The organism is Methanosarcina barkeri MS, assembly GCF_000970025.1.
GTDB lineage: Archaea > Halobacteriota > Methanosarcinia > Methanosarcinales > Methanosarcinaceae > Methanosarcina > Methanosarcina barkeri.
Genome location: NZ_CP009528.1, coordinates 1914932 through 1939241, shown reverse-complemented (window position 1 = coordinate 1939241; position 24310 = coordinate 1914932). Strand labels below are relative to the sequence as shown.

Genomic DNA, 24310 nt, shown 5'->3' with positions numbered 1-24310 from the left:
GAAATAAAAATTTGAACAGCGAGATTTATATGTGATTTATGCGTAATTTATTTCCGTTTGGCCACTACATTAATTATTCTACGAAATTATAAAATTCAAGACTTCGTTTGGTAGAAAATTTCATATAGGAAAATCAATTTTCTCCATAGTACGCAAAAACTTGACTTAATATTTACAGCAAATTTGATACACTGCCAGAATATCTACAAACTACAGGTCAAATAAGGATCTAAAACGTGACTTTAATCCAGAGTATTTTCTTTAATTGATTTTGTTACTCAAATGCGTAAGTCCTAAATTAATACAACCTTTTCTTGTGGTTTGCTTTGCTCCACCCTCAGATAGCCAATCTTTAATTATTTTGTCGTTCCTACCACAATTTGAGCATTTGTATCGACCAATCTTGATTTTTCCAAGACTTTTTTGGTGTATGTATTATTGCCGTTATGAACCATAGAAGTACAGCAAATAGGACAAGGTGGAGTAGTTTTTCTACGAAAAACTTCTCTTGTGGTAATTCGTAATCATCGCTAAAACTATCTAAAAAATTGAAGAATGAAGGTAATTCCGAAAAGTTATTAAGAGTAAGACTTATAGTTATCACTCTTGTGCCGTAATATCAGGACATAATTATAAAATTATAAATCTATGTACTGATGTTGCACTTACTTTTATCACTAGATTTTGGAACTGAGCTCGTTTTCAGTTTTCCGCAATAAAAATTGATTAAGAAGCATTTTATATAATCATATTAGTAAATATATACATAAAATTACAGGCGAAAATCACATGACTCACGATGATTATATGCTAATCCTGGGATCAAACATCTATGCAGACCAGGCATATATGGTGTCATATCAGACAGGTACAGAAAAAGGAGACAGAACACACCTGTTTACTCTGGAAAACTCTGATGGCAACCTTACTCTGACAACCGAGATCAAGGATGAAAACTCAGAACTCATAGCAAAAATCGACAGGAACGAGTTTACTCAAATTAACAAAAACTTTGATGTGCAGGGAGAAATCGAGAAAGGAAATGGGCTCACGTTAACAAAAAGAGAAAACGGTGATGTTATTTTTAATGCTAAAATCACAGAAGACGGATACGCAGCAGTGAGTGGAATTTTCTATGTAGGAGGAACGAAAATTCGTATAACTGACCGTACTGTGGAAATAAACGATACTCCCAGGCAAACCGTAAACGGTGTAAATGTGCATGATACCTTTTTTGTTGGGAACTACGATATCACATTAACCGATGATGGCTTGAGGTTTTAAGGCTGGTAAATAGTATTTGTAATTTAAAGAGAATAACTAAAATCTTTTTTCGGGTATCCAATTCAATTAAAATATATTTTTGCTGTTTCCGGTCCGTTTAAATCTTCCCCGAATACGTTTGAAGTAACTATCCAGCTACCTCAATTTCTGAGTTATTCTCGTTTGAAAAATCAAAGTGAATTAAAAAACCCGTGATTTTAGCAGATTTATAAGAAGCCCTTTACAGGGCTTTTTTGATTGAAGTAGTCTTTTATGAGACGGATTTTTCTGGTTGAAGTGAACTTTTTTTCCACGACCAGAGCAGTTAAAATACGAGCTCATCCAAAAACTTAGAATTACATCCTTAAACCTCTAATTTTGAATAGTCAATGACCTTGCGGTCATGGAATTAATTTTGAAAACCTTATTGATATGCAAACAAGATTGTTTTTGGATAGATTTATACTAAGAATTTTTAAATTGATTACACATTGTTATTAATTTTCAGAAAAATAATTTAATTTTTAATATGATGGTTATAAATAGAATAAAACAGGAACTCGGATGCTGAGTGATGATAACAATGAAATATATAATCGCAATGATAAGACCAGAAAAGCTTGACAATGTCAAAAAAGAGATTCAGAAAATTGGAGCACATGGATTGACAGTATCATCTGTTTCTGGATATGGTGCCCAGGGAGGACATCTGAATGTTGATAGAGCTAAAACTGAAAAATACGAAGCAAACCTGCTTGATAAAGTCAAGATTGAAATTGCGGTGAAAGATGAGTTTCTGCAAACGACAGTTGAAGCAATAGAAAGAGGATCAAAAGATGTAGACGGCTATATCGGAAGCGGCAAGATATTCGTGCTACCACTAGGGGACGTAATAAGAATTCGCACGAAAGAAACTGGAAACGACGCTCTTTAATAAACAGACCGGTATCGTAAAAACAATACTACGTGGACATTATTACACTCACAAATTAATTAGGTTTTTAAAAAAAAGTAATACTTCAAACGACTATTTACGGAGCTTATACCAAAATCAGTCTTATCCTCAAAATCGAGAAGAGTTTCAGAATTAAAGAGTTTCAGAATTACCTTCCATGATTAGAAACTTATTGATTATTCCTAATTCGAGAACTGGAGAAGAAGTTTTGAGTTATGATATAAGCTCATATTTTTCCTGGAGGTGGTCTGCTTAAATCTACCTCGAATATATTTGTTAAGAAATGAGAATTGAAAAACCCGTGATTTTGCAGATTTAAAAGAAGCGCTTTTCAAGACCAACTCTTTCACTTTACAAAATATTATTGAACTCAGATTTCAGATATTTCTATTTTGATTGGGCTCGAATTTCAGGCATTTCTATTTGTCCATAAGATCCTACTATAAAGGGTTATCTCAGACAGTGCTAATGTTTGCAAAACTACGAGCTATGCTCATGAAGAGTATTTATAGCATTTTAAGCAAAAGAGATATGGGGGCTTTTCTGGATATACCAAAATTCAAAAGATTGCCAAGACATATTGCTATAATACCAGATGGTAACAGAAGATGGGCTATAGCTAGAGGCTTAGAAAAGCATGAAGGATATAACAATGGAGTAATCCCAGGCCTGGAAGTATATGACATGTGCGTAAAAATCGGAATAGACGAAGTTACTTTTTTTGGATTTACTCAAGATAACACAAAAAGGCCTCAAATTCAAAGAAAGGCATTTGTAGATGCCTGTATAAAATCAGTTCAAGAAATATCTAAACGTAACGCTGAAATACTTGTAATAGGGAATACTGACTCGAACATATTTCCAAAAGAGTTACTTGCATATACAAAGAGAACAAAAGTTGGGAAAGGTAAAATAAAAATAAATTTTTTAATAAATTATGGCTGGTATTGGGATTTAGCATATGCGTTTGATAACTCATCAGATAGTAAGAAAATTGTAGAAAACATTGCATCAGCAGAAATTCCAAGAATAGATTTACTTATTCGCTGGGGAGGAAGACGCCGACTCAGTGGAATGCTTCCAATTCAAACAGTGTATTCAGACATATATGTAATCGATGAAATGTGGCCAGATTTTAAGCCAGAACACTTATTTAATGCACTAGAATTTTATCAAGAACAGGATATTACATTGGGTGGGTAAAAATAGATCCTGCACTATCGATCAGTATTCTCTCGAACACATACTTGACACAGATTTTGTAACTTTTAAAAGTAACGGATTTAAAAATATATTTACTCTATTTGCTGTCTTCTGGAATCTCCCCCGCACATCTTTGTTAAAATAAGAGAACTTAAAAATCGGTAATTATTCAGATTTAAGAGGAGTTCTTTGCAGGACCAACGATTTTATTTTATCGAAATTAATGGGAGTTTAACTGAACTTTCAAAGATGTTGGTTGAATGGTTCTCTTGCTAGTGAAAATGTGTAGTGCCTAACAAATGTAATTAGAAAACTGGTCTTAATGATTGTGAAAAAAATAGTCCATATGTTCAAATGTGTTTTACTCCATTATTTTTGACCTATTTAGGAGAATTTACTTGACACATGGGACATATTAATACTAAATAACTCCACTAACTTGCCATAATATATAATAAATTATTACAAAAATGCCATTGATTTGAACGTGAAATGTAGTACCAACTTCAAAATATTAGTATGTCTTGTGGGCTTTACTCACATCGATTTTAAAACTTAAAAATTGATAAAAGTAGTACAAAATCGTTATTAGTAGGACCAGTTTTAGATGTAATTAACGGTTGTGCTGCCTATAGATATCGTTTTCATTCTATCTTTGAAACGTGAGTTTAAATCTCAGGCATTTATATTTGTCTATAAGACCTTACTATAAAGAATTCTCTCATTTGATTAATAACATATTAATAGTTTTATAATTTTCTCATTAAATTATACATATTAATAGTTTTATATAAGCAATTTTATAAAATAGGAATGTGTATTTGTCTAAACGTATGTTAACAAGAAGCGTCCGTTTTTACCCGGCATTCTTCTAATGGCTGACCTCCGGCATGCGAACCATATGTTATTGCAACAGAAATACTGTGCCGGTATCAGGAACGGAGACGAGATGCTTCTTTCAAACCTAAAGTTCATTTTTCGGGGGAATAAGTTGATGAAAGCCGGATTGATACTACTAATGACTATCTCGGCGGTACTAATGCTTGCAACTACGGGCTATGCCCATGAAAGTGCCACATATAGTGCCACAGCTATCATGAAAGACGTGAAAGGAAATACTGTCGGGATGGCTACCTTTACCGAGGAAGCCAATGGCCCAGTTCATATCAACATCAACGTGAGAGGCTTGAAGCCGGGTCTGCACGGCATCCATATCCACAATACAGGAAAATGCATTGGTCCGTCGTTCACGTCTGCCGGTGAACACTATAACCCTCTTGGCAAAGAGCATGGCCTCAACAACCCGAAAGGCCCACATGCCGGTGATCTACCCAACCTCAAAGTGGGCAAGGATGGCACGGGACACATGAATGTCACCACAGACCGTGTGACACTGTCACCCGGACCGAACACGTTATTCACAGCCAACGGCACCTCACTGGTCATCCATGCTGACCCTGACGACCAGATGACCAATCCTACCGGCAATAGTGGCGCGCGGATTGCCTGTGGAGTTATCAAGAAAAAATAAGTTTTTTCCATCTTCGCAGAAATATGAACCTTCTGAATTCCGCTTCGGCAGTACGGTGTCGGCTTTGACCGAATTCTGCTTCGCTCAAGCGGACTTACACTTTTTAAATATAGACAAACCCAAGATACACTTTTTCTTAAACCGTGATTTTTTGCAATTCAAAAAAAGTTTATAAAAAAACCTGTAAAGGGCTTTTTTACTTGAAGTGATCTTTCCTTTGGGTAGAGTTTTTCTAACTAAAATTGAACTTCTCTTCACGTTCAATTCAGTTTAAATATATTTCTCCAGCGGCGTTCTGCTTAAATCTTCCCCGAATACGTCTGTAAGAAAAGTGAAATTAAAAGACTCTTGAGCTTTACACCTTCAAAAGAGGGCACTTTCTTTATCTGTTAGTACCAGTAAATCGTTATGGATCTTAGTTAAAGTAGGATTACTTATCAAATTGGCAAGAGAATACATTTGTCTTGTTTTCTCATGTCTATAAATGTCTATAAATATCTCATTTGCTTTCCTGATGCCAGTTCAACTGTAAAATCCTCAGGAAGTAACTTTTTTTCCCATATGCAGAGATGCTAAAGATTTTCCATTCTGAAAGTTTATTGAACTTTTTTAATTCGCCTGTTGTCCTTTGTCTGTTGACGTTTCACGAATTCAACATTAATTTTGTTTTGACAAGCATTTTTTAAAAATGACAAAAAAACTTTCAGGGAATAACTTTTACTAAATATATATAGTCATCTTATTCATTTCATTTTAATCTTTAGGGACTAATTAGAAATAATGACACTATTAAGGCTTATGTGTTAAAGATTAGATATATCATATTGGGGGAATAAATGAAGAATAATAAAGAAAAGCTATATTCAATAATTTTAACTTCAACAACTTTGGTGTTCTTATTCTTAACTTCAATATCAGCTGCAGCATCTGGTGTACAGGAAATTCAGCTTACTCAAAACGGTTCACGAGCATCTACTCCTGCCATTTACGAGGATAATGTCGTATGGTTAGATTATGTTAATGATTCAGGGATAATTCATCTGTATAACTTGACCACTTCAAAAGATATCCAACTTGATTCATTCCATGGGAGCTGGCCTGCAATCTACGGTGACAAAATTGTATGTCGAGATTATCAAATCTGTGGGAACAAGGAGAATTACAATCTTTCTGTTTACGATATTTCAACAACTGAAAAATTTCAGATTACCAAAAATGTCTCTGAACACAGTATTCCTGCTATTTACGAAGATAAGATTGTATGGCATAATTCTCAAAATGGAGTCTCTGATATCTACCTGTATAATCTGTCCACATCTACCGAATGTCAGGTCACATTCAATAGAGAAGCATATGATCCCGCCATTTATGCTGATAGGATAGTATGGACAGAATATCATAATGGAAATTCCAATATTTACATGTATAACTTATCGACTTCAAAAGAGACTCAAATTACAAACAGTGAATTTTGGCAGTTGGACCCAGATATATACGGTGATAATATTGTATGGGCAGGTGACCGTATTGGAGAACGCTACAGTTTAAATCTAGATATTTATATGTATAATATTTCTACTTCTAAAATAACTCAAATTACATACAGCGAATCAGCACATGAGCCTGTAATATACAAAGATGAAATAGTCTGGATGGATGATCGCAACGGCAACCGGGATATTTACCTGTACAATATTTCCACACGAGAAGAATTTCAGGTAACCAAAGATGAATCAGGTCAAATGTGGCCTGCTATTTATGATGACAGGATAGTGTGGAAGGATAATCGTAACGCAGATGGGGGGCACGCAGATGGGGGGCATTCTGATATTTACACTTGTATGGCCTCGGCAGTATTAAAATCTCCCGTTGCAAACTTTTCTGTAGCTCCAGATTTGGGATTTTCCCCTCTGTCTGTACAGTTCACAGATCTCTCAAAAAATGCGATATTAAGATCATGGGACTTCAATAATGATGGAGTAGCTGAATCTACAGAAAAAAATCCTGTTTATATATACACCAATCCTGGAAACTATATTGTTAACCTGACAGTAAGCGATACAAATACTACTGATTCAAAATTATCTACAGTCTTAGTATTTGATGAGCAACTTTTCGATAATCAACTCGTCCTAACAGAAACTCAAATTAGCACCAGTGGAAAAGCTATATACGATTCTCCTGCAATCTATGATGACAAAGTAGTATGGGTTGATCATACTGGAGATTACAGTGGAAATGATAAGTATGACATCTGTCTGTACAATATTTCAACTAAAAAGGAGACTCGGATACACACTACTAACGGATCAGTGTACGGACTTGATATTTACAAGGACAGGATTGTCTGGTATGAATCTCTCAATGGTCAATCCGATATTTACATGTATAATGTCTCCACTTCTAAGGAAACTCAAATTACCTCCGGCGGAAGCACATCCCATCCTGCTATTTATGAGGATAGGATAGTATGGGCAGATAATCGTGATGAAGAAGGAGTGCCCGATATTTACATGTACAACCTCTCTACTTCCAAAGAAAGTAAAATTATTAATGATACATCAGTTGTGGGGCTTGATATCTATGGTGACAGGATAGTGTGGCTGAACTATACCAGTGTATCCTATAGCAATGGATTCTCCAATATTTACATGTACGATCTCTCTACTTCCAAAAAAACTCCGATTACTACCAGCGGGTCAGCAGGATTTCCTGTTGCTATCTATGATGATAGGATAGTGTGGGAGGATGATGGCTATGAAAAAAGGCAGATCTATGTGTATAACATCTCTGATTCCACGGAAATCAAGATAACTCCTGATAATTTAAGTCAGCAGCGTCCCGATATCTACGGTGACAGGATAGTCTGGCAGGATCAACGAAATGGAAACCTTGATATCTTCATGTATAATCTTTCCATTCAGAAAGAAATTCAGATCACTACCAGTAGATTACTTCAGGATTGTCCTGTAATATACAGGGACAGAATATTGTGGTATAATAATGGCAAGTACGGTAACTATATTCATATGTGCACTATCTCATTAAAAGGATCGAGAATGCCTGTTGCAAATTTCAGCGCCAATGTTACAAGTGGCTGCTGTCCTCTTTCGGTACAATTTACAGATTTATCAGAAAATTCAACAGAATGGAAATGGGATTTTGGAGACAATGCATACTCAGCAGACAGAAATCCTGTACATACATACAATAACGCTGGAGTGTATACCGTCAGCTTAATAGTCAAAAATGAAAACGGAACGGATGCGGAAAAAAGATCTAAATATATATCAGTATCCAGCTCGAATGATAAAAAGGATTAAAACTAAAAGACGGCAGGTAACTGGTCAAATCTGGCTAAATAAATCGAATATATCCATTTGCCAGATTTGAAATTTACCGTTTTGTTTACTATTTTTCAGCAAAAAGTATCTTGAACCCGATCTTTAACTTTTGTAATATCATTTGAATTTCTCATGAGAGTTTTTGTATGTTTTGTCTTTAATCCATTTCTTTGGATACGTTTCTAAGAAAAAGACTAAGGACAGAAAACTAAAAACCCGAGAACTAAAAACCCGCAATTTTATCAGGTTTAGAAGGGGCATTTTTCCAGGGATTCTTTAGATTAAGTGATTCTTTTCCTATGTGGAGGGATTTTTCTGATTTAAAAGATGTTTTTCAGTCTATTTATGGATCAAGAAAAGCTGTAATAACTCGGACCGCCGAATACAAATAGAAAAATCTTCACCCATAAGCAATTCATTTGAAATATATTTCTCCCATCAACGGCCTGCTAAAATCTCCCCCGAATACGTTTGTCAAGATAAAGTTACCCCCCGAATACGTTTGTCAAGATAAAGTTACGAAAAGTGAAATTAAAAAATCCATAACTTTTGCAGCTTTAGAGGGGGTATTTTGCAGGGCTTTTATGACTCTATCCTATCCTATCTAATTACTTTATCCCATAAGGCGAGAATATCCCTTCCTCAAAACTCCGAGCATTGCGAAGAGTTTAGGAAGGGTAGTTGACTTGCTTATTAATCCAGAAGAACAACAGGTTTGATCAGATCTCTTGGTTTTTCTTTCATGAGCATGAGAGCTTCTTCCATTTTGTCGAACCCTTTGAATACATGAGTGGCCATTTTTTCCGGATATATTCTTCCGTAGGTACAGAGGTCTGCCATTCTTTCCATCCTCAGACGACCTCCGGTTGGTCAGGCCACCACGTATGTCTTTTTGAGACATACCCGATCCCCACTCAATACGTGGAATAGGAAGTATGTCTCCGGTTCCGTAGTAGTTGACATTTGATACCGTGCCTCCGGGTTTTACAATTTTGACTGCATCTGAAATTGTATTTTCATTTCCTCCTGATATGATTACAGAGTCCACACCTTTTCCATTCGTCTTTGCAAGAATCTGTTCAACAAGTCCACCTTTTCTGTAATCAACAATTTCAGATGCTCCGTATTCTAGAGCAAGATCAACACAGACTTTCCGACTTCCTACTGCAATGAGCCTTCCTGCACCAAGAATAGTTGCACCTGCTACTGCCATCAGACCAACAGGGCCAATCCCTATGACTGCAACTGTAGAGCCCATTTTAATTTTTGCCATTTCTGCGCCCTGTATTCCAGTAGTTGCCATGTCTGATAGCATGACAGCTTGTTCAAGTGGCATTCCTTTTGGAAGTAGGGCTAAATTCATGTCTGCATCATTTACATGGAAAAATTCTGCAAAGACTCCACTTTTGAAATTTGAAAACTTCCATCCAGAAAGCATTCCATTTGAATGCATAGGTATTCCATCCTGTGCCTCCATGGATCGCCATTCAGGTGTAATTGCAGGAACAATTACTTTATCGCCTGGCTTGAAGTCTTTAACTTCTGACCCGATTTCTTCTATAACACCTACAGCTTCGTGTCCTAAAATCATGTTTTTGCGGTCGCCAAGCGCACCTTCCCAGACCGTATGAACATCTGATGTACACGGCGCGACCGCAATAGGCCTCACGATTGCATCATATGGTCCTGCTGAAGGTTTTTCAACATCGATCCATCCTACTTTTCCAATTTCAAGCATTGCAAATCCTTTCATATTAGTACCCCAACCTTTCAAAATAATTATTTTTCAATGCTTTTTATAATAACTCGCATATTACTCTGCTGTAGTGGTATTTATAATTACTAAGGATGGAAGCTTGAATTTAATGTTTGATTCATTTCAGTTAAAATATATTTTTTATACCATTGGTACGCCCGAATCTAAAGAGAAATTAAAAACCCGCTATTTTAAGAAAGTTTGGAGAAAGAGCACTTTGCAAGGCTTTTTAGATAAAGCGATTCTTTAGATAAAGCGATTCTTTACTTACGGAGGGTTTCTGATTTAATTGAAACCTGCCAATAGGATCTTTTTTCATTTATCTTTACAAAACTGGATCGCAGAATTCGAAAAGAACATTTTCACCCATCCCAGTTCCGTTGAAATGTATTTTTTCTATTGGCGGTCTCCTGAAATTTTCCCCGAGTAAGATTATTAAGAAAAGATAAATTTGAAAACCAGTGATTTTTGCAGATTTTGAAGGAGCCCTTTGAAGGGCTTTTTTGCTCAAAGTGCTCTTTTTTGCTGAGAGAGTTGTTTTCTGATTAAAACGAAAACTCCACGATTTTTCAGATGTAAAAGGGAAACTTTGCAGGACTGGTCAGTTTAGGACTGGTCAGTTTAGTTTTATCAATAATCAACCGGAATCAAAATTTCAGGCACTTATTTATATTTTACAAGTCTTGGTGGTAAAGTTTTCTCTCATTTGAAAGAATGTATCTACTTTTCTATAGGTGCATTTATATAATTTGACTATGTAGTATATGCGTTGAAAATAAAGAAACGTATGATCTGTTGTTAAAAACCAATTTTTGTTTTTAATTTAAGGGGCTATACAATCTTGTTTTTAGATTAACAATTATCTACTAAAGCGAAGGTGAACGGAAAACGGCTTTTAATGACAGAAACTCCAGGAGAAATTTTGGATGTTTCCGTGGTAGCAGCGGACCAAGAGAAATGACAAAAGTGACCTGTTCTGACTTGCGGTATTGAGACCGAAGTACCATTCAAACTCACCGAAGGCAGGCCAGTATGCAGAGAATGTCTTCCTAACCACAGGAAATTCTAAAGATAATCTGCATCAGGTGTTATTAATTTGTAATTAAATTCTACATTAATGCCTGATTCATCTTTTTCTTTTTGTTTTTTTTGGTTTATTCTCTTTGTTTCTAGACTTATTTCCATCTAACGCAGCAGGAAAAAGTAGAAACAAAAAAAACAGCATAGAGAATAGTAATAGGTACGGATCATTCAATTCTCAATTTATCAGTTTTTAACTCAACTTATCAATTTTCGACTTATAAATAATAAATCAAAGGCCATCAAGGAGGAATTAACTTAGCTAATTACAGAAGCACTATTAGAAAAAGAAGATCAGGATCCAGAAAACCAGCAAACTCAGGAAATACACCTGAAGTATCCAGGGTACGAATTCCCCGAAAGGATAGAAACGAAGTCCTGGCAACTGTTGCGTGTTTACTCGGTTCGAAAAGGGTAACACTTCAGTGTATGGACGGAGTTGTCCGAATGGGTAGGATCCCGGGATCTAAACATAAAAAAATGTGGATTCGTGAAGGCGATATTGTTATCGCTAACCCGTGGGAAATTCAGGATTCCAAAGCCGACGTTACCTGGAAATATACAAGGCCACAGGTCGAGTGGCTTGAACGGAAAGGCTACATTAAGTAATAATCTAAAAATTGTAAAGATGCCTAGTATAGATAGGTAACTGAAACAAAGGTGTCTGATAAAGATGCCTGAAATTCATATTTTGCTTTTTTGCAGGAGCGAGCCTGCCACCTTCTCTGCAAGACATGTGTAGAAATTATTTTATTGAAAAGATTTTGCTTTTTGTATATAGAAATATTTATATATTGTAAGTACAATGTATGCATGTTGAAAATAAAGAGATGTATAATGATCTGTTGTTAAAAACCAATTTTTGATTTTAAACAAAAAGTTCTATACAATCTTATTTTAAACAATTAACAAAAACTAAAACAAAGGTGAAACAAAAATGGCTTTTAATGACAGAAACTTCAGAGGAAACAATTTCGGCGCTCCTAGAGAAATGTACAAGACAACCTGTTCTGATTGCGGTGCTGAAACCGAAGTGCCTTTCAAACCTGACCCCGAAAGACCGGTTTATTGTAGAGAATGCCTTCCTAACCACAGGAAGCCCAGAGAAAACCGCAGATACTAAGTGTTATTTCTGCAATTAAGTTTGCATCAACACTTATTTCTTTTCCACTTTTATTTTTTCCACTTTTTTAAAATTCACCTAACTTTGGAATATACTTTTAAAGTTAACTACTCTTCAGGTTCAACTCATTTTTAAGATATTTTTCCTGCAGGCGGTCTGCTGGAATCTTCCCCGAATACGTTTGTGAAGATCAGGTTCCGAAAAATAAAATTGAAAAACCCTTGATGCAGCTTAAAAAGGGGAACTTTGCAGGCTTTCTTGCTCGAAGTTATCTTGATACTTCACGTAAAACTATAACCAATAGTAACTGGCTATTGCTTCACTCTCAAACTTATTGACAGCAAATATGGGTTTAGAGTACATTTGAAAGAAAACAGTAGATAACAAAAATTTTATTGCTAAATAATATAATAAGTTTCCTGATTTCTCTGATTATTGACTCTGAAAGAGTTGTCAAATTTCTTTTTTAATAAATTCATCTGAAAACTTCCCTCCACGCCCACATGCTGCGAAGCAACAGATATCGGGCGGTCACTGACAAAAAAGAAGAAAAGTAGAATCTGCAATTTGGAAATTCACAATTCGTTCAGTTTGTGTATCAAAAAAGCATTGGTGAGATCTAAGAACTGGAGAGAAAATATCGTTATTGACTCCGCAGTCCTTACAGGCAAACCTATTATCAAAGGATTAAAGGTAAACTCCATGCAGCATAGTTTATTACCAACCTGCTGTTTCATGAGAACTGAGTCGGAAATCCTTCGGAACTATCTTGGCCTGGCTCATGAGAATATTCAAGCGTTTTGGATGTATGCGAGCTATTTACTCAGGACAGAAAGGGGTTATCCTGTAAATATTTCTCATAAAGTAGACTGATGCACTTGCTGGTAAATGAAAATATTCCTCTGAGCTTGTGCAGACTGATGAGACTTTAACAGCATCGAGACTTTGACAGCATCTGTAGAGACAAAAGGAGTTCGAGGATATATTGAAATAAAGAAGGCTATCCTCGAATTCTCTATTTTTTATCGCGGAATCGCCCATTGATTGTTTTCATTTTGGCTTTTGGATTGCCTGATTGTTATGCGAGATTACTATTTCCACAAGTTAAGAATCTCTATAAACCAAAGAACTCAATCAATCAAAGAACTCAATCAATCAAAGAACTCAATCAATCAAAGAACTCAATCAATCAAAGAACTCAATCATTTCAGGCCCCACTTCTTCCTGAACTCGAGCTTCTGCTGGCTGGTCATCCAGTGGCTGCCGTCACAGTAGGGCTTGTTTTCCGACTTCCCGCAGCGGCAGAGGGTTACTCTGTTTCGGGATTCGTACAGGCTGCCATCTGCAGATTCAATGGGGATCCCACCTCGAACCCAGAGGGGGCCTTCACAATTTTTTTGTTTGTCGTGAACCAGTACAATAGATGGTTCAAATTCTTTTTCAAAGGGTTTGCCTGTCTTCTTGTCCCACAGGACCAGCCGTCCCGACGGGCAGATCATGGCTTCTTCTATTGCGGTTTTTCTGGCTTCCGGGTCGTCTGAGTTTTGCATGAGATTCCTTATTCCGCCAGCCCGCTGGCAGAAACGTGAATGATCGCAGAGCTCGTAGGCATCGGTGAGTTTTAGATCAGGACCTTCAAACGTTTCCGCTTTTTCCAGGTAAGACTTTCTGCTAGCTGTTTCACTACCGTCAAAACCGATCTTGCGGTGGGTACCATCACAGAAGGGCTTGTTTTCGGATGAGCCACAGCGGCATAAAATATAGGATTCCCGCCGGGGGTATTCCTTTATATCAATTAATTCTCTTGTGTGACCGGCGTCATCGGTGACAATTACCTGTTCTAAAAGCGGCACTCCACCTGTAACCCGATACGGTCCGTCTTTGATTATCTTAATCCTCATTTCTTTCTCATTGACTGCCATAATCATAATTCCCCATTACCTCTTATAATGCAGTACTGGATGTTTAGTTTGACTATTTGCCTCTTTGATTATTTCACCTCTTTGATTATTTCTATTGTTTTCCGGTTCATACTGTCTTCAATAAGAGAGCATGTAATAAGACTGATCAAATTCCTCAACCAGGCAATAAGATGGTTACTGCTGCAGACATATTATATAGCTATCAGCTCAACTGAGGGTTTCAAGAATAAGGGAGAGGGATCAGAGACAGACGATGATTACGGATTTCTAAATCTCATTTCTCCACTGGAGATAAAATAAGGTTTATCAAGTCCAAGGGTGCTGGGTGAAATAAAAAATCTTTTAACTTTTTAAAACATATATAGAAATGTGAACAATGAAAGTGCAATCATTGGCTCTGGCACAGGAGAAGTAGTAGGAAAAGGAGTAGTAGTTTCGAGTCATGTTGTAACATTATATGGGATACCGGTTGTTTACATTGTCATTGTAGCATTATTTGTATTATTTGGTTTATATTTATACTGTAGGATGACAAGAAAAGAAAGACACTGTATGAGTAAATCGAGTTACTTAAAATTGTATTTTGCTTTGTTTATCCCGCTATTCTTATATAATTTGTACAATATTTATAATAGTTCATGGTTTTTCAATCCCTATACCAAATCATGGTGTAATAATTTCTGGTTTACCAATCCTATTTTTTTTATTATAAGTGCAAGTATTGCATCTATATGGGAATCTATCTTTCCGTATTTATTCATAACTCTGAGTATATTAGTAATAAACTGCTATCGTAAACCAGCTTAGAGGGTGTCTTGAAATTAAACTTTTATTGCAAAGACATTTGTTTAGTCTGTCATACACGGATATAACGCTAATAATTTCAACGGTGAAAAATAGGAGAGTTTTAGGTGTAAAGATCCAGCAGCGCCTTATTAACTCTGAAGGAATTATCAAATATCTTTTTATTAACTATCGAGCCTATCCCAAAACTCAAAATTTGATTTTTGAATCTCGTATTTGGAGCAATCAATTGAATACTTAATCACTAAAATGATCCTGTAAATTCATGATGATTTAGAATAAAATAGGTTTTGGGACAGGCTCAAACATTATAACTGTCCGGAATCATGTAATGCAAGTTGCTGCAAAATTCATATTATTGATTTTCGTAGAAAAGAGTCTGAGAAAATCCTAAAAAATGTAGATAAAGAAAGTGCGAATATTTTAAAATCGAATGCGGTAAAATCAGAGCTTTAAGGATGCTATAAAGCAATCGTCGGATAGTGCCCATTATTGATAAACTCAAAATGCAGAATATACGATAGCTGCAAGCATGTAGAAATTTCCCTTTTGTACCTTTTGTAATTTATCCGGGTGCAGAAGCAGGATTTTGTTTAACTTTGCTATTGTGCCCTATGTCTGTAAACAGAATTCAAGATTATGCACAGTGGTATAAATTGGTAAAATCAACAATGCATAGTCACTTAAATACCTTGTACTAACAGTACAAAAATATAGATAAAAATAATGATTTTTGTATTCAAATGAAAGAGCAAAATTTAGATTTATTCATAGAATTTCTTGAAAGGAAATAATCATTATTCGTTTCCTTTTGTTATAGCTATCAAATATAGGCTATATTTTAATATTATGTTGAAATGCAATGAAGAACTTATATACAGACTTGCCCATTTATAATTTTTAATTTATATATAATTATTTAAATTTAACAATGCTATGACATTTTATAATTTTTAATTTGTATATAATTATTTAAATCTAACAATGCTATGACATATATCTTTAAAATCAAACGAATTATAAAGGTATATTGCACTGATTGCTAAAGATAAAATCAACATGCCATATATAATTATAAATTTTATTTTAATAGGTTTATCCAGCTTGTAATAAGAATCAGTTTTATATTTTATAGTAAAATTATATGTTTGATAAATACCTGCTACCATAATAAAAAGCAATAATATCTTACTTTTTAATCTGTTTGATAATGTAAACAAATATATTAAAAATGGAAATCCGATATAGCATAGAATAGGAGAGATTGCTTCAGCTATCTGTCCGCCATCAAGAGGGCTTACAGGTATTAAATTTCCTAAATTTAGAATTATTGAAGTAAAAGTTAATACTAAAAATATATTATCCCCTGTAACATAATAAACTATGTAGTAAATGAGCCCAAGTAAGCCTCCAAATAACGGCCCTCCCATTGCAATAAGTGCATTTTCTTTACAATTTTTAGGATTTTCATGAATTATATATGCTCCAACAGGAGTAAATCCTCCAAAAGCAATACTTACTTTTAAAAATTTTGCTGTAATATAATGACCGAATTCATGAATAACAAGAATAAATATATATCCCACTGCATATTTGTAATTTATAACAAATCCTAATACTAAAATTGTAAAAGAAACAAATAAAATATTGAATAGCACCTTTTTTATACTTAATTTCTTAGTTAAATTTTCATCATTTTCTGTTTCCATAATCTACTTCACCTCTAAGAGGTTCTCAAACTAAAATTCGGCATTAAAAACTTATTCTATGAGTCATTAACCCGCTATCACCTGTTTTCCGCAGTAAATTTTCTCATATTCATAATTTTCCGTTATTGATTTTCACTTAGATATGAATTTATTCCACTTTCGTGTCAGGGGGTAAAAGCAACTACATGGTGTATTTAGAACCAAAAAACGATATCATTCAATTTTCACCAGGTTCCATTAAATGTCCAAATTATGTTCATCGGTTTCAAACTTTTCAAATTATAAAAAATTGTCGCTTTCATGTCGAAATTATAACCTATTTCTAAAATACACACTGATTTTAAATATTAAGTTTAAATGTTAGCAATATAAAAGATGTGAAACACATGTAGCCGATTATCTCAGTGTCGGTTTTCAATGCGCTTTCTGTGAAAGCATCTTGGGGATAAGAACATGCCCATCCCCTTATTCAGCGTGGATAAAGCGAGCAATTTCGATGATTAAAAAAGTGGGTTTCAGGCTTAGGATTCCAAAGCACCTTATTTACGCCAAAAGAGTTGTCAAATTTCTTTTTTAAATTCATCTGAAAACTTCCTCCTGCCCGCATGCTCACGAAGGGAGCAGATATCGGGCGGTATTTAAGGTTTTTAGATAATATATAAATTCATAAGAAGTTGTATTTTTTAAGTCGCTAAAAAACATGTCTTATCTTTTTTCTTTTCTCTTGACTCTATGAAAAATATACTACTTTAACTTACTATATCCGATGAAAAAATTTAGAACTCATCGTTACTCTGAACTCCCTATTTTGAGTATTTGTTCTGACCTTGCTGGCAATCTTCACTTGAAAATATTGAATTACAGCTTGTATAAGCGACGATAGTCTATAGGTTGTTACCCAAAACACTTACCATCAAACAAATCGACCTTTGTTCTCTGTTTAAATCTGTTCACTTGACTGTGTTTTTATTCACCAAATTTTTCAGATCTATCGTGATATCAGTTTTCTCCGATGGGTAGAAGAGTTAATATCAAAACTGATGACTGTTCTAACATATACTATCTCTATACAAAGGAAAGATTAGGGTTTATGGAAATTTTTATTACAAAATACAAATTTGAGTTTTTGAAAGATAAACAAATATATAGTTTAAACATATAATAATTATTTTGATTGTACTCATTTTTACTTTTTCACTAGATTTCGATTTATCTTGGTGATATCACTAAATGGTTATTCAATCATTTTTAAAAGTGGAAATATGCTTCAACAAAGCAATGTTAATTTATATTCTGCACTTAGAAAGCAGAAATATTTCTATGCATTCGCAATGTTCAGAATTGCATTCTCTCTAATTTGTTTGTTTCTTTATTTTGCTTATTTCAAAACTGTGCTTGGATCAGATCTGGAACTATATAGTGTTATTGTGCTTATTTTGTTTATTGTTGCCTATATCATAATACAAATTTTTATGTAATGAGAGTTGCCTGTTATAAGAAATCAAGCAATATTTAGATACTTCATCATATAGATTTTATAGTAGAACCTTGATTGCAACATTTAAATGATTATTTAGGTGATATAGATGTGTGTCGAAAATCTTTCTGAAGAAGAAATACTATTAAACAGAGGAATAGATCTACTAAAATGTAAGGATTATCAAATATTATGTCTCCCTGAAAATTTTGAAAGTGATTCAAAAGAGAATCTATATGATGCCGATTATACATCTGATTTAAGTAAGATACTCAAACAAAGTGGAATTAAATGTGCTAATTCTTATGATTTAGGTATTGATTCCGAGACGTATGAGCGAAAGTCATGTGACATATATCTTGGATTAATATGGGTTCGGGATAATTTTGTAGTTCCAATTTTAGCTTGTGCTATATATGACTGGCTTAAAGGAAAAGTAAATGACAGAGATTCAGAAAAAAAAATAATTCAAAAATATGCATTCCAAGAAAAGACTATCCATGTTGATATTCGATTCGAGAAAGGTAAAAAAATTAAATATGAATGTGATGTTAAAACTTTGAAAGAGCGCTTGGAAGAAGAATCAAAAAGATGGGAGTAATTTATGGTTAAATATACTTTAAATGGAGCCGCAATATCCACTTATTCGCAATGTGTATCATACATTAAATCTAATGAACTGGCAAAAGCAATATCAAAAGCACGATATTTCGTTGAAATGTGTCAAAGTATTCTTTATGAAGAAAATACAGGTGAATTTGAAGATATAAACGATGTACTATTATGTGGTATCTTTTTTCGTGGCATACAAAATTTTGCTAATTTAAAGCAAATGACAATATCTTTAGATTGGATAAGATTTCCTGAATTAGTGGATCAAATATGGTTTGAAATTTGGGACTGTAAAGAGCGCTTAGAATACACTTCTTCATTTATGAACTCATATATTAATATAGAGAATCTAGATTGGATATTTGATGACATTAGATCACTATGCCAAGATATAGATAAAGAATATGGACATGGTTTATACCTAAGTCCAGGTGTTTTAGTTGAAAAGATTACATGCAATATTTGCGGCCAAGATATGCGAGCTTGTGAACATATTACAAGAAGGATTTATTCTGGTAGAATCTGTGAAAAAGTCTTGCATAGAAGAAAAGCAATTGGCAACCACATTTTAATCACTGAAAGACCTGCTGATCCTCGATGTAGGTTATGGCCTTGGCAGAATCCAGATCATCTCCTATATAAAAAATGGCCTTGGCAAACTGAAAAAGAATTCGTTGAAGCCTTTTGTATTTTATATAATTTCAGATTAGATGATTTCATGCATGGAACCGGATGTGGATTAAAAACTCGAGTGAAAGCAAATTGGAATAACATTAAATATTAAATTCAGTTCCTTGGATAAGGAAACAGAAGACACCGCCAAGTCACAGGGGTGGATATTTTATAGGTTCGACGGTGGCTAAAAAATTCATATTCTTCAATCAATTTCTTTTTCATAAATTTTACTAAATTTCTCATTAGAATATAAATAGTGGGAAATCTTTTGGACAAGCTTGAAACGTATCTCATTCATAGAATTTATTAATTTTATTTAGAGAATTACTAAAATGATATCCATTTCTGTCTTTTTTAATAAAGGTACTAATCTTTCTATTAAGCCCCTACACTTCTTATTTTTTATGTTGATTATTATTTCCTCATTTGAACTGTCCACCTAACTACTATTTCCATTCCATCTGAGGTTCAGTTCACTCATGAACATTGGAAAAGGAAATTCTATAGTCTCAGAACGTTCGTCGTTTGAAAAGTCATATTCAAAGCTTTGTTCTCCCAGCATACTTATCCCATTTGAGTATGCAGTTGTCGTATTATGTAAAATTTCAGTAAGTTCTAATTACAGATCTCCATATAATAAATCTTGTTGGACAAAAGCATTTAAAATCTAAAAAAGTATTCATTTTTACTTTCTCTTTTGATTATGTCTCAATTACTAATATTACTGAGATTTTACCCTTGCCCCGCAGACTATATAGCTCCTTGATTATCCTTCAGTGCAATTAGTTGATGAAAATAAGAAAAATTCAGGCGTAAGGATCCCTTAACGCCTTATTAACCCCAAAATTTCTGCGCTCCTCGAGCGTCTTCCTATTCTTGTCGATTTTCTCCTTCGCGAGCTTCATGACGAGCCCAAGACCGGGTTTGACTTCTTCGATAGGCTTTGTCTCGAACAAGCCCTCAGCGACTGCTTTAGACCAGATCTCGTTCCCTACCTTTGTGCGGATGAAGACTGTGGACCAACCGTCTGGACTTCCGACCGAGCCGGTCGATATGTCAGCAAGATTGGAAACGTAATCGAGGCAGACGTGGCAACCTGACTGCTCGTACTTATGAGTCTCTTTAAGAGGCACAGTGGAGACGTTTCCGCGCTCGGTGTGGACAAAGAACTTTCCCTTCCCAAACTCCATCTTCTTCACGGAGCTGAAGCTCTTGTTTGCGTGGTCTTCAACAAGGGCCTGTATGGAATCGTATGGGAAGTTCACCATGCAGAAGAGCCCTACTGCGAAGGCAACCTTGCCGGGGACATCCCTCATGTTGATGGGATAGAGCTGAGCCTTCCTGACCGCCTGCATCTGGCAGCAGACGCCGGTGACCCCTACTTTGTCAAGGCCAAAAGACCGAGTTGCCTCCTTGAGCCAGGAAACCTGGGGGCTGATGTTGTACTTCGCCCTCTGTGCCTTGAGGATATCCTCACGGCTCATCGCAACAAACGGCCTCGGCTTCCATGGCAGATCACCCTTGCCTGCTACAATAGCCCCATCGATGATCCCCTGCTCGAGTGCATAAACCATGAGGGCGGTGGCTATGCCGCCGTCCTGTGCTTTCTTGAGAATCTCCTTATCCGTGCTCCGTGCCGAAACGCATGTCACGTATTTGCCGAGATACGGATCTTCAATCATCCTTCTCACCTTCCTTAAGCGCTCCAGCAATTATCTCGTTGATGCTCTCGAATTCAGAAATCACATCAGGGTTGAAGAACGACCTTGGACAGGCACCATAGCAGGAGCCGCACTTGATGCAGAGGTTAAGGTCACCCTGCGGCTTCCCGAACTCGTGCGCGATCGCCCGCACTGGACAGGATGCAGCGCAAATGCCACAACCTATGCAAAGGCCCTGGTTAATCACGTCGTTCATCAGATCGCAGAAACATCTGGTCGTGCCGCGCTTCGCAAGGTCCATAAGAGGCTTTAAGTACCTGCCCGCAAGGGCTTTCTGTTCCTCGTTCCCTTCAAGGAGCAGATACGCCATGATAGCAACGTTCCTTATAAGCTCCGGGCTCGGGGGACATCCTGGAATGTAAACATCCACGTCAATTAGATCTCCTATTGGGAGGTAAGACTCGTGCTGTGGCTGATTATGCTGTCCTCCGCGGCAGAACCTGGTGATATTACCATAGCTCGCGCAGGAGCCGAGGGCCACCACGATTCTGGACTTCTTCCGTGTCTCCTTTATATCCTCTACCGATTCACGGTCCTGTATGCAGACCGATCCCTCGACGAGTGCCACGTCCATCTCCGGGATATGCCGAACGTCAGCAAGAGTGAGGCAGTATACGAGGTCGGCATAGTCATCCAGGATTTTGAGAAAGCCCTGATAGTTATCGGCCACGGACACAAGGCAGCCGGTACAGCCGCTCAAATGTACATGCCCGAGCTTGATCTTATTTGCCACTGATTTCGCCTCCTTTATAGCTTCCACCTTTTCAAGCAGTTCCATAATTTATCCAGATCCCCTTCAGTATCTCGAATTTCAGGATCTTGGATTTCAGTATCCCGAATTTCAGAATCTCGGATTTCAGTATCTCGAATTTCAGCGTCTCGGATACAGTGTCTGAAATGGCTCTCTGTACTTCGTCCGTAATCCGTATGACCATCTTGAGGTGACCACATCTCGAGAGCAGAAATGTATTTTTGCTGGTATGCAAGGACCCGGATCCAGATATCGTCCTTAATATACTGGATCGGCTCGGTCAGATCCAGGAGTGAACAGTCCTGTAACTCCCCGCGAAAAGCTCTTTAACGGTGAGCCACCTGAGCTTGCGGGTTCCCAAATCCGCAAGTTTCCCCCAAAATCCGCAAGTTTCCATTCTCTTTACCACTGCATGAGCTTCTGGGCAACTACTCTATTCTCCTCATTAATCACTATCATATGAGTTGCACAAGAGACGCACGGGTCATAGGCACGGATAACCATCTCGGCGATCTGCCAGGGTGCTCCAGTCAAAGCGCGGCTGCAGGTAGGGAAGTTCCAGGTGGTGGGTACAAGCATCTCGTACCGCAGCACCTTTCCATCCTTCACCCGCGCGATGTGGACATCGGTCCCGCGTGGCGCTTCGTTCGCTGCCCAGCCCATGAACCCGTTTCCCAGGGGGATGTTGTCAGCAAGGACCTTGCCCGAAGTATTCAGGTTGTCAAGGCAGTTGAGGATGGTGTAGCAGCAGTCGGTGTACTCCATCTGCCTGGCGATGTGCTGGGCGAAGGTGCCTTTCTCGGTAAAGTGCTTGAAGGTAGCGAGCCTTGCCCTCGGGCCGACCTCAACAGGCTGACCGTCGTAGGTCGGAACAGTGTTGCAGGCCTCCATTCGAGGATTGACTCTGGTGCCAACCTTCGTGGTGCCGCCAATCGGATAGCTCGGATCTTCAAGATCAATGGTTTCCTCACCCATGTACCAGTCCCATGGTCGAGTCTCCTTCCAACGAGTGAAATCCCACATGGGCTTCTCGTCCAGACTGGATGATCCGTACATTGGAGCTGTGGCCATGACCCCCTGGTTGTGGTATCCGAGAGTCTTGGAGAGCGGGATCTGCTTGCCTGCGACCTCAACAAACTCCCGGTTCTGCATGTTCCTGATAACCTCAAGCATGAATTCCATCTGCTCGTGAACAAGGACAAGACATTCTTTCGCCAAGTCGGCCATCTTCTGCTTTGCCCGGAGACTCACATTGCGGTACATTCCGCCAACCCTCGGGTTTGAAGGGTGGATAGCCTCGCCCCCTGCAACGGCTCCAATGGTCTGTGCAATCTCACGGATGCGGAAGATCCTCACCGCAACGCTCCTTAAAGGCTGCTCCTTAGAAAACGGGTTGATCTTTGTCTCCGTACCCGGGATGTAAAAGTCCGGGAGGATCAGGATATTGTGCAGGGCATGGCTGTGGAGGCGGTTTGCTGCATGAAGAATGACCCGCAGGAGCTTTGCATCCGTGGGGATCTCGCAGCCAATCGAAGCCTCCATGGCCTCGATGCCTGCCAGGGTGTGGGCAATGGGACAGATACCACAGACCCGAGAGGCGATCTTCGGAACCTGATCCATTGTCTTACCTATGGCGAGCTTTTCAATACCCCTGACCGGGGTGATGGAGAGCCAGTCTCCCCGCTCGACAATACCCTCATTATTCACCTTAAGGGTGAGCTTAGAGTGACCTTCATGTCTCGTGGTTGGAGATATCTCTACGACTTTTGTCAATGGTATGCCTCGTTTTCGATTCGGTGTTCTTCAGGCTGTACCGCATTTAAGGCACCATCTGTGTGATTATTCTAAAGTAGTTTCCTATAGGCCCTATACATAAAGTACGTTAACCCCCTTTATTTAATCCCAGTGCGCAGCTATCGTTTTCGCTTAAAATATAAAAAATTTTGATCGATCTAAAATTCACAAAACCTGGTATTCCTGAAACAATATTTATAACAGTCCTGAACTCAGGACTCATCGAACTTTCCACGTGAGAAAGTCAAGGTTAAAGGAGTGATACATCTGGTACGTTAAGAAATGAATCTGAGATCTTCAGGAAATGAGCAAGGCTCAGAACGTCGATAAACTATGCCCTCCGAGTTTAAATTTAGACATGAACCGCAGAAACCTGAAGGATTTCTTAGTGCTGTGCTACTAGTATTTTGCTACTAGTATTTTGCTACTAGTATTTTGCTTTGAGTTTAAATCTATAAATTATTATATTGGTCTCTTTATAATAACGTTGTGCCTCGTATATGTGGCCTGCCAGACAGCTCTATTTTTTCTGGCTATATAGCCATAAGCTGATTTCTAGCTTAAACTACCAAATTGTTCGTTTTTGTCAG

At 37.2% G+C, this 24310-nt stretch carries 18 protein-coding genes and 2 pseudogenes; 11 read left to right on the top strand and 9 right to left on the bottom strand.

The window, feature by feature from the left end:
• Window positions 1-369: 369 nt before the first annotated feature.
• Window positions 370-604 (bottom strand): annotated as a pseudogene (locus MSBRM_RS21165) (ISNCY family transposase); the annotation flags it as partial.
• A gap of 185 nt (window positions 605-789) precedes the next feature.
• On the opposite strand from MSBRM_RS21165, the gene MSBRM_RS07855 reads away from it, so the two are divergent.
• From MSBRM_RS07855 to MSBRM_RS07835, 5 genes are all read left to right on the top strand, one after another.
• Entirely contained in the window at window positions 790-1284 is a 495-nt protein-coding gene (locus tag MSBRM_RS07855) for a hypothetical protein (protein WP_048118098.1), read from the top strand.
• 562 nt (window positions 1285-1846) lie between these two features.
• Window positions 1847-2197, top strand: a complete 351-nt coding sequence (locus tag MSBRM_RS07850) for a P-II family nitrogen regulator (RefSeq protein WP_048122942.1) — start codon at window positions 1847-1849, stop codon at window positions 2195-2197.
• Window positions 2198-2707: 510 nt separating this feature from the next.
• Window positions 2708-3421: an undecaprenyl diphosphate synthase family protein gene (locus tag MSBRM_RS07845; RefSeq protein WP_230669110.1), complete on the top strand. Its 714-nt coding sequence runs from the start codon at window positions 2708-2710 to the stop codon at window positions 3419-3421.
• Between the two features lie 994 nt (window positions 3422-4415).
• Window positions 4416-4952, top strand: coding sequence for a superoxide dismutase family protein (locus MSBRM_RS07840; RefSeq protein ID WP_048122945.1), 537 nt, complete (start codon window positions 4416-4418; stop codon window positions 4950-4952).
• 836 nt (window positions 4953-5788) lie between these two features.
• Complete coding sequence (locus tag MSBRM_RS07835; protein ID WP_048155295.1) at window positions 5789-8275, top strand: PKD domain-containing protein; 2487 nt, start codon at window positions 5789-5791, stop codon at window positions 8273-8275.
• Between the two features lie 634 nt (window positions 8276-8909).
• On the opposite strand, the gene MSBRM_RS07830 is transcribed toward MSBRM_RS07835, so the two are convergent.
• Both MSBRM_RS07830 and MSBRM_RS07825 read right to left on the bottom strand, forming a co-directional pair.
• Entirely contained in the window at window positions 8910-10049 is a 1140-nt protein-coding gene (locus MSBRM_RS07830; protein ID WP_279385091.1) for an NAD(P)-dependent alcohol dehydrogenase, read from the bottom strand.
• Window positions 10050-10377: 328 nt separating this feature from the next.
• The gene (locus MSBRM_RS07825) at window positions 10378-10563 is read right to left on the bottom strand and encodes a hypothetical protein (protein WP_048118102.1); all 186 of its coding nucleotides are present in this window, start codon (window positions 10561-10563) and stop codon (window positions 10378-10380) included.
• Between the two features lie 380 nt (window positions 10564-10943).
• Between MSBRM_RS07825 and MSBRM_RS21160 the strand changes: the two are divergent.
• The 4 genes and pseudogenes from MSBRM_RS21160 to MSBRM_RS20210 all read left to right on the top strand — a co-directional run.
• A pseudogene (locus MSBRM_RS21160) lies at window positions 10944-11121 on the top strand (CxxC-x17-CxxC domain-containing protein); the annotation flags it as partial.
• A gap of 290 nt (window positions 11122-11411) precedes the next feature.
• On the top strand, window positions 11412-11741 hold the full coding sequence (gene eif1A, locus MSBRM_RS19365) for a translation initiation factor eIF-1A (RefSeq protein ID WP_080941473.1): 330 nt from the start codon (window positions 11412-11414) through the stop codon (window positions 11739-11741).
• Window positions 11742-12069: 328 nt separating this feature from the next.
• Window positions 12070-12255, top strand: a complete 186-nt coding sequence (locus tag MSBRM_RS07815) for a CxxC-x17-CxxC domain-containing protein (protein ID WP_048118104.1) — start codon at window positions 12070-12072, stop codon at window positions 12253-12255.
• Window positions 12256-12867: 612 nt separating this feature from the next.
• Window positions 12868-13128, top strand: coding sequence for a DUF433 domain-containing protein (locus MSBRM_RS20210; protein ID WP_048122947.1), 261 nt, complete (start codon window positions 12868-12870; stop codon window positions 13126-13128).
• A 329-nt stretch (window positions 13129-13457) separates the two neighbouring features.
• Here the strand turns inward: MSBRM_RS20210 and MSBRM_RS07810 are convergent, their stop codons facing one another.
• On the bottom strand, window positions 13458-14177 hold the full coding sequence (locus MSBRM_RS07810) for a CDGSH iron-sulfur domain-containing protein (protein ID WP_230669108.1): 720 nt from the start codon (window positions 14175-14177) through the stop codon (window positions 13458-13460).
• Between the two features lie 1772 nt (window positions 14178-15949).
• Entirely contained in the window at window positions 15950-16690 is a 741-nt protein-coding gene (locus tag MSBRM_RS07800; RefSeq protein WP_048155286.1) for a site-2 protease family protein, read from the bottom strand.
• Between the two features lie 1586 nt (window positions 16691-18276).
• Here MSBRM_RS07800 and MSBRM_RS07790 point away from each other — a divergent pair.
• Entirely contained in the window at window positions 18277-18768 is a 492-nt protein-coding gene (locus tag MSBRM_RS07790; RefSeq protein WP_048118116.1) for a hypothetical protein, read from the top strand.
• Window positions 18769-18771: 3 nt separating this feature from the next.
• On the top strand, window positions 18772-19563 hold the full coding sequence (locus MSBRM_RS07785; protein WP_048118118.1) for a hypothetical protein: 792 nt from the start codon (window positions 18772-18774) through the stop codon (window positions 19561-19563).
• A gap of 697 nt (window positions 19564-20260) precedes the next feature.
• Here the strand turns inward: MSBRM_RS07785 and frhB are convergent.
• The 4 genes from frhB to frhA all read right to left on the bottom strand — a co-directional run bounded on the left by frhB (window position 20261) and on the right by frhA (window position 23699).
• On the bottom strand, window positions 20261-21136 hold the full coding sequence (gene frhB / locus MSBRM_RS07780) for a coenzyme F420 hydrogenase subunit beta (RefSeq protein ID WP_048155284.1): 876 nt from the start codon (window positions 21134-21136) through the stop codon (window positions 20261-20263).
• A complete protein-coding gene (gene frhG, locus MSBRM_RS07775) occupies window positions 21129-21953 on the bottom strand; it encodes a coenzyme F420 hydrogenase subunit gamma (RefSeq protein ID WP_048155282.1) in 825 nt (274 codons plus the stop codon). Before frhG ends, frhB begins: the two co-directional genes overlap by 8 nt.
• Window positions 21940-22110, bottom strand: a complete 171-nt coding sequence (locus MSBRM_RS21155; RefSeq protein ID WP_230629196.1) for a hypothetical protein — start codon at window positions 22108-22110, stop codon at window positions 21940-21942. The genes frhG and MSBRM_RS21155 overlap by 14 nt, the downstream gene beginning before the upstream one ends.
• Before the next feature lie 218 nt (window positions 22111-22328).
• Window positions 22329-23699, bottom strand: coding sequence for a coenzyme F420 hydrogenase subunit alpha (frhA, locus tag MSBRM_RS07765; RefSeq protein ID WP_048155280.1), 1371 nt, complete (start codon window positions 23697-23699; stop codon window positions 22329-22331).
• Between the last annotated feature and the right edge of the window lie 611 nt (window positions 23700-24310).